Here is a 14,516-nt window from a genome sequence, read left to right as displayed (position 1 = left end):
AGTGAATTATTGCGGTGATACTGAGTGATTTGGCCAATAAGTAGAGAATGAAGCCAATGTAAATTATTTGTCAGCCTGAAAATTTCAGCATGTTTTATACAAATATCCGATTACTATAAATCCACGACCACTAATTTTGCTTTTTGAATATGGACAAAAGATTGTTGAAACATTTTCCCGCCCCGCTGCTGGCCGCTGCTCTCTTCGCTCTTCCCTTGCACAGCCATGCCAACACCGAGCTTTTGACATCACAAGTTGTTGATCAATATGCTGAACATATCTTCTATAACAGCGGTGCCATGGGGATGGCGCTGGTGGTTATTGATAACAATCAAGTGGTCAACCGCAGTTTTGGGGAAACCAAACCCGGTAACAATCTGCGCCCACGGCCAGACTCATTGATCCGCATTGCCTCGATTACCAAGCTCATGACCAGCGAAATGATGGTGAAACTGGCCGAGGACGGCACGGTAAAATTAACCGATCCCTTGCAAAAATGGGCCCCAAAAGGGGCCAAAGTCCCGGCATATAATACGAAACAGCCGATTACTCTGCTGAATCTGGCCAGCCACACCAGTGGTCTGCCCCGCGAACAGCCCGGAGGCCCAGAAAAGAGACCGGTGTTTACCTGGCCGACAAAAGATAACCGCTGGCAATGGCTCAAACTGGCCAAGGTGACCGTTCCACCCGGGGTAAAAGCGGCTTATTCCAATTTTGCTTACGATTTGCTGGCGGACGCGCTATCCCGCGCCTCTGGTAAACCTTATACCAGCTTACTGCGCGATAAAATTACGGCCCCCTTGGGAATGCGAAACACCACCCTCACCCCCACGGCAGAGCAATGTAGCCGTCTGATGATAGGTGTTGGCAGTAGCCGCTGTGAAAACACTATTGCTGCGGCTGGCAGCGGTGGGGTGTATTCAACACCGGAAGATATGCAGCGTTGGATGCAGCAATTCTTAGCCTCAAATAGCAATGCACGTAAAAGCACGGCCAAACGCGAACAAGCGCTGTATTTCCAACGTCGTGACCTGGTGTCCTTAAAAGGGATGGATGTTGCCGGCAAGGCCGATGCGCTGGGGCTAGGTTGGGTCTATATGGCGCCCAATGCTGAGTTACCTGGCATCATGCAAAAAACCGGTGGCGGTGGCGGGTTTATTACTTATATGGCGATGATCCCCGAGAAGAATATTGGGGTTTTCGTCGTCGTCACCCGCACGCAACTGACAAAATTCACGAATATGAGTGATGGTGTGAATCAGTTGGTCGCTCAGTTGGCGAACAATAGCTGACTCAATCGGCGGCAGTGGTAAAAACTGCCGCCGATTCAGATTTGTCGACAAGCAAAAAGCCCGTTATCTTATTCAGATAACGGGCTTTTAATTGGTGCCGGCACCAAGAGTCGAACTCGGGACCTACTGATTACAAGTCAGTTGCTCTACCAACTGAGCTATGCCGGCGTAATTTGGCGGAAGGATAGAGATTCGAACTCTAGGACCTGTTACAGTCGACGGTTTTCAAGACCGTTGCCTTAAACCACTCGGCCATCCTTCCAATGAGCGGGATTATCATCTATAGCGTGATGATATGTCTAGTGTTTCATTCAAAAAAAATCAGAATCTAGTTCGTTTGGTTAAACTTCATGCCGAAATTGGTCAAAAAAAAGCAATGTGGTTAAAAATACGCCCATGATTTAATGGCAATATCAGAAACCAAAATCACTCAGCGCAGTGATAGTCATCAGTTCTGCTCCCCTGCGGTCAATGAAATTTTCTGGCGAATCATCATCAGCAATAGCGGGCACAAAAAAACGCGGCCAAATGACCGCGTTTTATCAGAACCTATCCTGTTATTAGGATTAGAACTGGTAAACCAAACCAACTGCTACGATATCATCAGTGTTGATACCGGCATTTTTGGTGAAGGTGGTTTCATCCAACAAGTTGATTTTGTAATCAACATAGGTGGACATGTTTTTGTTGAAGTAGTAAGTCGCGCCGACATCAACATATTTCACCAGATCCTGGTCACCATAGCCGTTGCCAAGGTCTTTACCTTTAGATTGCAGGTAAGCCACGGATGGACGCAGACCGAAATCGAACTGATACTGAGCGACTAACTCGATGTTTTGTGCTTTGTTAGCAAAACCTGAGTCGGTGTCATTATTGAAGTTACCGAAACGAGTCAAGTTGTAAGTCTGGGCATAAGTTGCGGCCAGATAAACATTGTTCGCATCATATTTCAAACCACCGCTGTATGCATCCGCACGGTCACCATGGCCAAATGCCAGTTTATTCTGGTCATCAGTACGTTTAGAACTGGCCATTGCCGCAGATGCGCTCACGCCCCAGCCCAAGTCATAAGATACTGACATCCCGTAACCGTCGCCATTCTGACCTTGTACATCACGGCCATTGTTGCTTTCAGTACCGCTGCCATTTTTGCCTTGGTATTGCAGAGCAAAGTTCAGGCCATCCACCAGACCAAAGAAGTTGGTGTTACGGTAAGTCGCCATGCCGTTACCGCGTTGTGACAAGAAGTTGTCAGCACCGTAAGTATCGCCACCGAACTCTGGCAGTACGTCAGTCCATGAGGTTACGTCGTACAGCACACCGTAGTTACGGCCGTAATCGAAAGAACCGAAATCAGCAAATTTCAAACCAGCAAAGCCAATACGGGTAAAGTTACCTTGGTCTTGATCTTCTGCTTTATTTAAATTTGCCTGATATTCCCACTGGCCGTAACCGGTCAGTTGATCACTAATTTGTGTTTCGCCTTTCAGGCCAAAACGCATGTAAGATTGGTCGCCATCTTTGCTTTTGTCGTCAGAAAAATAATGCAGACCATCGATTTTGCCATACAAGTCCAGTTTGTTGCCGTCTTTGTTGTAAATTTCAGCCGCGCCTGCGCTACCGGCAACTAATAAAGCTGGAACAAGCAGGGAAAGAACTCGAAGTTTCATCGTTATTATCCTCTAATTATTAGATCTAACTATGCCACTGCTCTTACGAGCATATAATCCCAATAGGGTTATTCTATTGTCGTAATAAGATTAAGATTAATCTATACAGAAAATGCTACGAAGTCTCGGATAATGTTTCATTCAACAAAAAAGCATTGCAAAATGTTAATATCAGCGAACTTTAACAGAATTTGAAAACATGCCAAAATATAGCACTCATAATCAAGAATGAATTTTTATCTATATAAATCAATATGATGAAATAAAATATTCATAGCACAAATTGACAAGGAATATCTGACAAGCAGGGACTATAATAAATCCGCTATCATCATTATTTTATTATTTCCTTCATTGTGGCTCTTCGCGGCCAGATAATTCGTTAGTGTTACGGCCGGTCTTTGACCGGCTTTTTTATTGTCTGCTGAATATATTGTAATGTATATTTATCATTACCGGTATATTTGCAAAATGAAATGATAGACAAACGATATAGTTTCACATTTATATTTAAGCACGAATAGCTTAAATATTGGAGGGTAATAATTAGCCTGATCGATTAACTATCACCCGGCTATTTATTGATTTCTCTTCATTTTCGGCGGCAGATAAAACCACGATGCGCCTACAATGCGGCAAAAATAAAGGTGAAAAATACGAGCGTAATATTAGCGTTCCCGCGATGACTCCTTCACTTTATTCAGCGGTTCAATGAGATAATTCAAAACCGCCATCACGTTGAGGAAATGGTCCCATGGAACGTCGGATCACCCATCAACACCACTTGTGGATTACGCAAAATCATCCGGCCGAGCAATGCGCTAACTCCCCCTCCTCGGGCAATCCTGGTTTTTTTGAAATGGTTTAGATTTATTGGGTTGTTATCATAAATTTCATTTTGATGAATATTTAACCAGTACAGCACCAAAACAGATAAATCCAGATATAAAGTCACCAAGTATTATGCTAATCCAGATAAATCCCTTCGACCCGCATTTCTCTTTGTGATAGAAACGTCTGTCTATATCTATTATTCATATCAATCGCAGATCCTATACCTCATGACCACCAAAACACTCCAATCCACATTGCAGCCGGGTGTTGCACAACAAGTCTCGACTCGGCTCGCGTTTTTTATTGCCGGATTAGGGATGGCCGCCTGGGCTCCGTTGGTCCCCTTTGCCAAGGAACGTATTGGTCTCAATGATGCATCGCTGGGCTTATTATTATTGTGCATTGGTGTGGGCTCGATGCTCGCAATGCCCTTAACCGGGGTGCTCACCGCGAAATGGGGATGCCGCGCGGTGATTTTATTGGCGGGTGCCGTGCTGTGCCTTGACCTTCCTTTATTAGTATTGATGAATACCCCCATCACCATGGCGCTCGCGCTATTAGTTTTCGGTGCCGCGATGGGCATAATAGATGTCGCGATGAATATTCAGGCGGTGATTGTCGAAAAGGCCAGTGGCCGGGCGATGATGTCTGGTTTTCACGGGTTATTCAGTGTCGGCGGGATTGCTGGCGCGGGCGGTGTGAGCGCATTATTGTGGCTCGGCTTGAGCCCACTGACAGCCATTATTGCGACTGTCGCGTTAATGATTATCCTATTACTGACGGCCAATAAAAATCTCTTACGCGGCAGCGGAGCACCTCATGATGGCCCACTCTTTGTGTTGCCCCGTGGGTGGGTAATGTTCATCGGCTTTTTATGCTTTGTGATGTTCCTGGCTGAAGGCTCAATGCTTGACTGGAGTGCTGTCTTCCTGACCACACTGCGCGGTATGGAACCATCACAAGCGGGTATGGGTTATGCCGTATTTGCTATTGCTATGACTTTGGGCCGTTTAAATGGTGATCGGATTGTCAATGGATTGGGTCGATACAAGGTATTATTAGTGGGGAGTTTATGTGCTGCGGTGGGAATTATTATCGCGATAAGCATTGCTAACTCAATGGCCGCCATCATTGGCTTTATGCTCGTGGGCTTGGGTGCATCGAATGTGGTGCCCATTTTGTTCACTGCTGCGGGTAACCAAACCGTGATGCCCGCGAATTTAGCCGTCGCATCTATTACGACTATCGGTTACGCCGGTATTCTGGCAGGCCCTGCGGCAATTGGCTTTGTCGCCCAGCTCAGCAATTTATCCGTCGCTTTTGGCTGCGTGGCAGTGTTGTTACTGACCGTCACTGCCAGCGCCAGGGCCGTCACGCGCTAACCAAGGAATACGCATTACTTTTATGCAAAATAACTCGTTATCTACCAGTTCAGTTAACATTGCGCGCTGCTTCTGGCTGTTTATCGTATTACAGCTCATCACCATTGGGCTGTATGGCTACAACTATACCAATGCTTACCTGACAGAAAAAAAATACGCATTGACCTATATTGCCACCGGTTTGCAGCAGCGCATTGATGATTATCGTTACCATACCTACCAGATATACGACTTTGCCAACAATCCGAATATCTCGGACAAAAACATTCTCACCGCGCAAGAAGTGCGTCTGCGCCCTGATATTTACTATATTGAAAAACCACGCAGAAAAACTGACTCCGTCATTTTTGGTAATCACGAGCCATCAACACTCGCCATGACTTTGCAGTTGTCGGACTATCTTGACAGCCATTGGGGGGCGCAGAATGACACCTATTCGATGTATTACCTTAACGGCCAGGACAATAGTTTAGCGCTCATCACCACTCAGCCCTTAAAAGAAGTCACGTCGCGCTTTAAAGAGAGTTACTTGACCGCTGCCGCAGAATCTCGGCGAGCAGAAATGCTCCAACAGGCCAATACCTTGGATGAGCGCGAGAGCTTCTCGCCATTGCGAAAATTACGTTTCCAAAACGCCTATTATTTCACGATCCGGACTACTTTTAACCACCCCGGTCATTTGGCGACAGTGATTGCCTTTGACCTGCCGATTAATGACCTCATCCCGCTAAACATGGCGCGCTCGAACTTCCTTTTGCAGTCTGATAAAACGCCGATTAATGAAGGCATGGCACCTGAAGATACTGCCACTGCCAGTGTGGCGCTAAATGGCTATTGGGTTGAAATCTCAGCCCCACTGGCCAACGCCTCACTGAAGATTGTTTATCGTGTTCCGGTTACCGTGCTGGCCATTGATTTACTGAGAAATAACTTCTGGCTCATCCTGACCAATATATTGCTGTTGTCTCTGGCTATTATAGGTATCTACTTTATTCGCCGGCAGTTCGTTCGCCCAAGTGCAGATATAGTGGACCAATTAGAGGTTCAGAAATCACTGAGTCAGGAAATCATTACCAACTTGCCGCAAGGGCTATTGGTTTATAATTTCAACAACAATGCCGTTGTCGCCAGTAATCAGATAGCCGATAACTTGATGCCCCACCTTAACTTGCAAAAAATTGCCCACATGGCGGAGCAGCACCATGGGGTGATTCAGGGCACCGTGAATAATGAGGTTTACGAAATCCGCATGTTCCGCAGCAAGATATCGCCTGAAACCTATCTTTTCCTGCTTCATGATCAGGATAAAGAAGTCTTGGTAAATAAGCGGCTGCAACAGGCAAGACGTGAATACGACAAAAGCCTACAAGCGCGTAAACTGATGTTGCACAATCTGGGAATAGAACTTAATCAACCGATAAATAGCCTCAATCAGACGGCCAAGAAATTGCAAAACACTGCCGATGCTGCAATACAACATGAATTGGCAGCTAAATTGGTAGAACAATCTGAAAGTATCATTGAACTGATTGATAATATTACCCTGCTTACACGGCTGGAAACCCAAGATTGGCAACCTGAGCAGCATAATTTCTCTTTGTCGGCATTAATTGACGAACTTCTATTGGAAGTTCTCCCGGCGATTAATCAGAAAGGCCTAACCCTATTTAATCACTACCTTGTTGATCTCGAACAAAATTATATTGGCGATGAGAAGGTATTGCGGAAAATACTGTCGTTACTACTGCATTATTCTGTTATTACGACAGCCTACGGTAAAATCACCCTTAATGTTGGCCATGAGCCGGGGCACCCAGAACAACTAGTTATTCAAATAACTGATACTGGTGCGGGTATTACTGATGAAGAGATTAGTAATCTTAATTATCCTTTCCTCAGCCAAACATTGGCCGACAGGTACAATCACAGTTCCGGGTTAACGTTCTTTTTATGTAACCAATTATGTAAAAAATTAAACGGCCAATTAGAGATTCGCAGCAAAGTTGATATAGGTACGCGTTATACAATCCGAGTTTCGATTGCTATCCAAAATGAGCAAGAGCAGGAACAAGAGAAATTATTGGATGGTGTCACGGTATTATTAGATATAACGTCGGAAGAAGTGCGTTCTATCATCACAGCATTATTGAATTCATTTGGTGCTAACTGCATTATTGTTGATGATCGTTTACCGGGACGAGACTATGATGTAACGGTAACCGATAACCCGCAACACTATGATAAATTTACCTTATTACTAGCATCTGACGAAGTAGGAATGCAGAAGTTGCAGGATAATTATATTCGGGTAAATTATAATTTAGGAAGTGTGGTCATTGATGCAATATTATTATTAATCGAACAGCAGATCCTATCAGATGAGTCTATCGAAAAGTCTGAATCCATTGCTGCTGATGATATAAGTGCATACGAGCAACAACTAAAATCCAGTGACTATTATTCCTTATTTGTTGAGACAGTACCGGTAGATCTGAAGAAACTGTATACTGAACTTCAGCAACGTGATTTCATATCGCTTTCGCAGACCGCACATCGATTGAAAGGCGTATTTGCTATGTTGAATTTGCATGTCGGCAAACAGCTATGTGAAACATTAGAACAGCATATCGCAGATGGCGATCGGTTGAAGATCGAAAATAGCATCAGTCAAATTGATTCTTTCGTCACCAGACTGTTGCAGCAAGGTAACCCATAACCATGAACAACCTTAATGTAATTATTGCTGATGACCATCCAATTGTGTTGTTTGGCATCCGAAAGTCACTTGAGCAAATTGAATGGGTAAACGTTGTCGGAGAGTTTGAAGACTCCACAGCGCTTATTAACAATTTGTCTAAACTCGATGCCAACGTGCTAATTACTGATCTCTCCATGCCTGGAGATAAGTACGGTGATGGCATCACATTGATAAAATATATAAAACGGCATTACCCAGACTTAGCCATAATTGTACTAACGATGAATAATAATCCGGCTATTCTCAGTTCAGTTTTGGACTTGGATATTGACGGGATTGTGTTAAAACAAGGTGCGCCCGCGGATTTACCTAAGGCTTTGGCAGCATTACAGAAAGGGAAAAAATTCACCCCTGAAAGTGTGGCTAAACTGCTGGAGAAAATCAGCGCAAATGGCTACGGTGATAAACGATTATCACCGAAAGAAAGTGAAGTTTTACGGTTATTTGCTGAAGGTTTCCTGGTCACTGAGATCGCCAGAAAGCTTAATCGCAGCATTAAAACTATTAGTAGCCAGAAGAAATCTGCAATGATGAAACTGGGCGTTGATAATGATATTGCCCTGCTAAATTACCTTTCATCTGTCACTATTGGACAAGATAAAGAATAACAGTTGCCACCAACCCGGTATTGTACAGCAGTACCGGGTTTATTCATTTCTATAAGTCCATTAGCTATCGTGATAATTCCCTGTAGCGCCAAGAACGAAACTTTAGCGTGTTTTTCGCACCTTATCGCCGTAATAACGCAGCATCTGGCGCAAGGTATCTAATGTTACCGGTTTAGACAAACAGTTATCCATGCCAGCTTCAATACAGCGTTGCTTGCCTTCTGCCAATGCATTAGCGGTGACACCAATCACCGGGAAGTGATGATTCAATTGCCGCAGGCGCTGTGTCAGACGATAACCATCCATATTCGGCATATTCACGTCAGTCAGTACAATATCGACATTATTAGCACTCAACACCTCCAGCGCATCTAATCCATCATTCGCCGTAATAACCTGATAACCTAACGTTGTAAGCTGATCAGCCAACAACCGCCGATTGATGGGATGGTCATCCACCACCAGAATTTGCAGGTCCGCATTATCATCCTGATTGGCCTTTGGCGCTGATAACGCGAGTGGTGTGTCCTCAACCACTTGCTGCTCCAGCAATATGCGGTCCAATAATGGGATAATTTCCAGCAGTGTAGAGGTGCTTAACAACCAATAACCTGGCCGAGTCTCTTGTGGTAAACCAATATGTTCAATAGATAACTGAATCCATGTTGATAATGGCGCACTGACTTGCGGTAAATAATCACAGATAAGCACTTGATCCTGCAATGTTTGCTCATTGCTATAACGTTGGATTGTCGCGCCGAAATGACTTAACAGTTCGAGTAAATAATTCTCCAAATGGGCATTGCGGATATCCAGCCACAAGGTTTTCCCTTGCCAACGGTCGCTCTCCGGCAAAACTGCATTTGGGGCATCACATGGCTCTTGTTTCAAATACATAGGAATACGGATAGCAAAAATACTGCCCATTCCCAGTTCGGACACGACCTCAACATCGCCATCCATCAAGTTGACCAATTTCTCACAAATTGCCAACCCTAAGCCGGTTCCCTGGAAATGACGCTGCACTCCACTTCCCACCTGGAAGAAGGGATCAAATAGCTGATTTATTTCGCGAGAATTAATGCCGACACCAGTATCTCGCACGCGGAACTCCAGATAATAGCCGCGTACTCTGACCTGCAAAATAATACAGCCGGTATCGGTAAATTTAATGGCGTTGTTTAGCAAGTTAGAAATAACTTGTTGCAGGCGAACGGCATCCCCCAGCATTAACCGTGGAACATCCGGTTCAATAAAGCAGTACAGACCTAAGCGCTTTTTCACAACCAGCGGCAAGTAGTTCGCCGTGATATGTGTTATTACTTCAACAGTAGAAAACTCACTTGGCTCAATTTTCAGTTGCTCAGATTCTATTTTAGAGAAATCGAGAATATCACTGATAATTTTGAGTAATAGCCCAGACGAGTTATTCATCGCGGTAACCAGACGGTCAACCCCGTGCGGCAATTCTTTGGTTTGCAATAAATCCAAGTTACCGATAATACCATACAGAGGTGTTCGTAATTCGTGACTGACCGTAGCCAAAAACATGGATTTCGATTGGCTGGCCTGCTCTGCTGCGGCTGCCATTTCCTGTAATGACTCTTCCATTTTTACGCGGGAACTAACATCCACCAGCACACAAATAGCCACATCTTCATTACGGTAACGAGAATGAACAAAGCTGATTTGCAGATTGTTATTATTACTGGTCATCACATCAACAAAGTTCGCCTGCTGCTCACAAATAATGCGCGTAATTCGTTCGCGATCCTCATTTGTCAGTAAATTAATATAGTTATGCGCTAACTCGTTGCTGAGGATATTGGTGCCATCGCTGATACGTAGAATAGAAATCCCCACGGGTGCAGAGGCAACAATTTTACGGTTAAATTGCTCATGTTCTTCTAACCGCAGTGCATTATCTTCAGCCGGATGGAACATTTTTCGTTCAAACAACCAGGCGAGAGTAAATATCACTACAGCAGACAAAGCATTCAGCAATAATGCATTAAAAATTAATAGTTTGAATATCTCTATTATGGTTCTGACCGGCAAGGAATAGGCAATACTGAGCGGGGACGGCAGTAAATTCTTTGTCAGGATAAGATAATTATAATCGTCCACATAACCAAAATAAGATGGAGAATCTGGGTAATCGTCCAGCATTGAGGCATAACGCTCCCCCGTCGCCAAACGCAATACCGGTTCATTATTTTGATTCAGTAATGTCACACCAACAGGCAGTGGCCCGGAAGAAATGAAATCTTCTAGACGAATAGTCTGTTCCGTACCCACAAATGCTTCCAACCTAGTGCCGACATAAAGCGGGCTGAGCACATATAAAGTACCAATTTCAGGGCGCACGCCGGGGACTACCCAATACAGCGGGCTGTCTTTATCCTGATTATTTGCTTCACGATATTTTGCAATATGTTCATTCAACGACTTAAACAGGTTTTCTTGCTCCATCGGCACATTTCGAATATCGAAATCCACCATACACATGGTGTCACTGCCTATAAAAAATATCCGGTTAAGATCATAGGCAGCAGCAAAGTTCTCTTTCCAATACAAGATAAGGTTGCTGAGAGAATCTAATGACGAGTGACGCGATGAGCTCAATGCGGTGCAATCGGCTGACGAGTTGAGCGGATAATATTTGGGCGAAGTTTTATTTTTAATAAATGCCCCAGCCGCGATATTACTGCTCGCCGTATCGTGATTTAACCTGTTTTCCGCCATATATTTGATATCACGGATAATGTCGGAAGAATGCCTGATGTAGTTCTGCGCCTGCTCGAAGTTAGTATTGTATTCCTGACGAATATCAGATTTTTTCTCATTAAGGATATTCAGGATATAAAAAGTGGTCAGCAGTGCGCCAAGTGACCATAACATAACGGCCAATACCCGAAATAGGTAACGGGAGATTTTCAGTGTCGTGCGAAATGAAGAAAGATATTTCAATCTGATACCATGGTGAAAACATCGCCGGACAGGTTACGTGAATAACAAACACACCCGCCATACTTAAAAATTGCACGTGAGTTAGCGGCCTTTAGTCATCCCATTCACTGATTTATATAAGTTTTTGGGAATTAATGAGCCTCTATGGGGCGCATCCTCGATGGGCTAGCATAAATGCTGTCCAAACCGGTCTTCGGCCAATTTGCCACTCCGTTGCCACCTTTCTGCAACTGGAATTATTAAGGTATACATTACCAATAACCCATAAAAAAGCCAGCTCGTAAGCTGGCTCTTATTTTCAACAACGCATTATACGTTGTCATCCTCGTCTTCAACATCACCGTCTTCTGCTTCGTCATCTTCCGGCGTGTTCAGCGCAGCATTTTCTTCACTGCCCTCTTCACCTTCTAATGATTCACCATCAAGGATGTCATCATCCTCTTCTGGTTCAGCTACCCGTTGCAGACCGACGACATGTTCGTCTTCAGCTGTGCGGATAAGTGTCACACCCTGGGTATTACGGCCCACAATGCTTACTTCTGAGACACGAGTACGTACCAATGTGCCCGCATCAGTGATCATCATGATCTGGTCAGTTGGCGCGACTTGTACCGCCCCAACAACTTTACCATTACGCTCACTGACTTTAATGGAGATAACCCCCTGAGTCGCACGGGACTTAGTTGGATACTCTTCCACGGCAGTACGTTTACCATAACCGTTTTCAGTCACCGTCAGGATTTCGCCATCACCGCGTGGGATGATAAGAGAAATAACCCGATCATCGCCATTGAGGTTGATACCACGAACCCCGGTCGCAGTACGGCCCATCGAACGGACCTGCGATTCAGAGAAGCGGACCACTTTACCCAATGCGGAGAACAGCATCACTTCATTGCTGCCATCCGTCAGATCAACACCAATCAGCTCATCACCCTCATTCAGATTGACGGCAATAATACCGGCACTGCGTGGGCGGCTGAACTCGGTCAATGCAGTTTTCTTCACAGTACCGCTCGCGGTAGCCATAAAGATGTGACGGCCTTCTTCATATTCCCGCACCGGTAGAATGGCGGTAATACGCTCATTTGGCTCAAGCGGCAACAAGTTGACGATCGGACGACCACGTGCGCCACGACTGGCTTCCGGCAACTGATAGACCTTCATCCAATAGAGACGGCCACGGCTGGAGAAGCACAAAATAGTATCGTGGGTATTGGCGACCAACAGACGATCAATGAAGTCTTCTTCTTTAATACGTGCGGCTGACTTACCTTTACCACCGCGACGCTGAGCTTCGTAATCAGTCAGCGGTTGATATTTGACATAACCCTGATGGGACAATGTCACAACCACATCTTCCTGATTAATCAAATCTTCAATATTAATGTCAGAGGTATTCGCCGTGATTTCAGTCCGACGCGCATCGTTATATTGATCTTTAATCGCCACTAACTCTTCGCGAATAACTTCCATCAAGCGCTCTGGATTTTCCAGAATAAAGATAAGCTCGCCAATTAAGGTCAGCAGCTCTTTATACTCATCCAGCAGTTTTTCATGTTCCAGGCCAGTCAGTTTCTGCAAACGCAGATCCAAGATTGCCTGAGCTTGCTGCTCGGTGAGGTAATATTTGCCGTCACGGATGCCGAACTCAGCTTCCAGCCATTCAGGGCGGGCAGCATCATCACCGGCACGTTCCAACATAGACGCGACGTTACCTAATTCCCATGGGTTGGCAATCAGGCCAGCTTTCGCTTCCGCAGGAGTGGCAGCACGGCGAATCAATTCGATAATCGGATCGATGTTAGCCAGTGCAATGGCCAGCGCTTCAAGTATATGCGCGCGGTCACGAGCTTTACGCAGTTCAAAAATGGTACGGCGGGTCACCACTTCACGGCGGTGGCGCACGAAAGCAACCAAAATGTCTTTCAGGTTAAGCAATTTAGGCTGCCCTTGAGACAGAGCCACCATATTGATACCGAAAGTCACCTGAAGTTGCGTCAGTGAATAGAGGTTATTTAGAACCACTTCCCCGACGGCATCACGTTTAATCTCAATCACGATACGCATGCCGTCTTTATCAGACTCATCACGTAACGCGCTGATGCCTTCTACGCGTTTCTCTTTGACCAGCTCAGCAATTTTTTCAATCAACCGCGCTTTGTTCACCTGATACGGGATCTCGTGAACAATAATGGTTTCACGGCCGGTTTTCGCGTCAGCTTCGACTTCAGCACGGGCACGGATATACACCTTGCCACGGCCAGTACGATAAGCCTCTTCAATACCACGGCGGCCATTGATAATGGCGGCTGTTGGGAAGTCTGGGCCAGGAATGAACTCCATCAACCCTTCAATGGTGATGTTTTCATCTTCGATCAGGGCCAGACAGCCATCAATAACCTCAGACAGGTTATGTGGCGGAATATTGGTTGCCATCCCGACGGCAATACCTGACGAACCATTAACCAACAGGTTAGGGATTCGGGTTGGCATAACTGCGGGGATTTGTTCCGTACCATCATAGTTAGGCACGAAGTCAACGGTATCTTTTTCTAAATCCGCTAACAATTCGTGAGCAATTTTAGACATACGGATTTCGGTATAACGCATCGCTGCAGCGGAGTCGCCATCAACGGAACCGAAGTTGCCCTGCCCATCCACCAGCATATAGCGCAGTGAGAACGGCTGAGCCATACGCACGATTGTGTCGTAGACTGCGCTGTCACCATGCGGGTGATATTTACCGATAACGTCCCCGACTACACGGGCCGATTTTTTATATGGTTTATTCCAGTCATTACCCAGTACATTCATCGCATACAGTACGCGACGGTGCACCGGTTTCAGTCCATCCCGGACATCTGGTAAAGCACGTCCGACAATAACGGACATCGCATAATCCAGATAGGAGCTTTTCAGCTCTTCCTCGATGTTGACCGGTGTTATTTCTCTGGCAAGGTCGCTCATTGAGCCGCTATCCCTCTACTAATTACCGGATT

At 45.3% G+C, this 14,516-nt stretch carries 7 protein-coding genes and 2 tRNA genes; 4 read left to right on the top strand and 5 right to left on the bottom strand.

All coding sequences use genetic code 11. The features are described 5' to 3' along the window. Nucleotides 1–149 precede the first annotated feature (149 nt). Nucleotides 150–1,292 carry a D-alanyl-D-alanine-carboxypeptidase/endopeptidase AmpH gene (ampH, locus tag F0T03_RS07795; RefSeq protein ID WP_159677674.1) on the top strand — a complete coding sequence of 381 codons (1,143 nt, stop codon included), beginning with the start codon at nt 150–152 and terminating at the stop codon, nt 1,290–1,292. 92 nt (nt 1,293–1,384) lie between these two features. Here ampH and F0T03_RS07790 read toward each other — a convergent pair. From F0T03_RS07790 to F0T03_RS07780, 3 genes are all read right to left on the bottom strand, one after another. Further along, a tRNA-Thr gene (locus F0T03_RS07790) sits at nt 1,385–1,460 on the bottom strand. Nucleotides 1,461–1,466: 6 nt separating this feature from the next. Next, nucleotides 1,467–1,554 (bottom strand) — tRNA-Ser (locus F0T03_RS07785). A 304-nt stretch (nt 1,555–1,858) separates the two neighbouring features. Then, nucleotides 1,859–2,962 carry a porin OmpC gene (locus F0T03_RS07780; protein WP_159677671.1) on the bottom strand — a complete coding sequence of 368 codons (1,104 nt, stop codon included), beginning with the start codon at nt 2,960–2,962 and terminating at the stop codon, nt 1,859–1,861. Nucleotides 2,963–4,023: 1,061 nt separating this feature from the next. On the opposite strand from F0T03_RS07780, the gene F0T03_RS07775 reads away from it, so the two are divergent. Genes F0T03_RS07775 through rcsB form a run of 3 tightly spaced genes read left to right on the top strand, consistent with a single transcriptional unit; the run spans nt 4,024 to nt 8,544 of the window. Beyond that, the gene (locus F0T03_RS07775) at nt 4,024–5,178 is read left to right on the top strand and encodes an MFS transporter (RefSeq protein ID WP_145555669.1); all 1,155 of its coding nucleotides are present in this window, start codon (nt 4,024–4,026) and stop codon (nt 5,176–5,178) included. Between the two features lie 22 nt (nt 5,179–5,200). Then, on the top strand, nt 5,201–7,894 hold the full coding sequence (gene rcsD / locus F0T03_RS07770) for a phosphotransferase RcsD (protein ID WP_159677668.1): 2,694 nt from the start codon (nt 5,201–5,203) through the stop codon (nt 7,892–7,894). 2 nt (nt 7,895–7,896) lie between these two features. After that, on the top strand, nt 7,897–8,544 hold the full coding sequence (gene rcsB, locus F0T03_RS07765; RefSeq protein ID WP_145555671.1) for a response regulator transcription factor RcsB: 648 nt from the start codon (nt 7,897–7,899) through the stop codon (nt 8,542–8,544). 102 nt (nt 8,545–8,646) lie between these two features. Here the strand turns inward: rcsB and rcsC are convergent, their stop codons facing one another. Beyond that, nucleotides 8,647–11,514 (bottom strand): two-component system sensor histidine kinase RcsC, encoded by a 2,868-nt coding sequence (gene rcsC / locus F0T03_RS07760; RefSeq protein WP_159677665.1) that lies wholly within the window; start codon nt 11,512–11,514, stop codon nt 8,647–8,649. A gap of 309 nt (nt 11,515–11,823) precedes the next feature. Beyond that, entirely contained in the window at nt 11,824–14,484 is a 2,661-nt protein-coding gene (gyrA, locus tag F0T03_RS07755) for a DNA topoisomerase (ATP-hydrolyzing) subunit A (RefSeq protein WP_159677663.1), read from the bottom strand. Nucleotides 14,485–14,516 lie beyond the last annotated feature (32 nt).

Origin of the sequence: Yersinia canariae, assembly GCF_009831415.1 — a bacterium.
Classification (GTDB): Bacteria; Pseudomonadota; Gammaproteobacteria; order Enterobacterales; family Enterobacteriaceae; genus Yersinia; species Yersinia canariae.
Note: the sequence above shows the minus strand (reverse complement) of the source record. Positions and strands in the feature narration are given on the sequence as shown.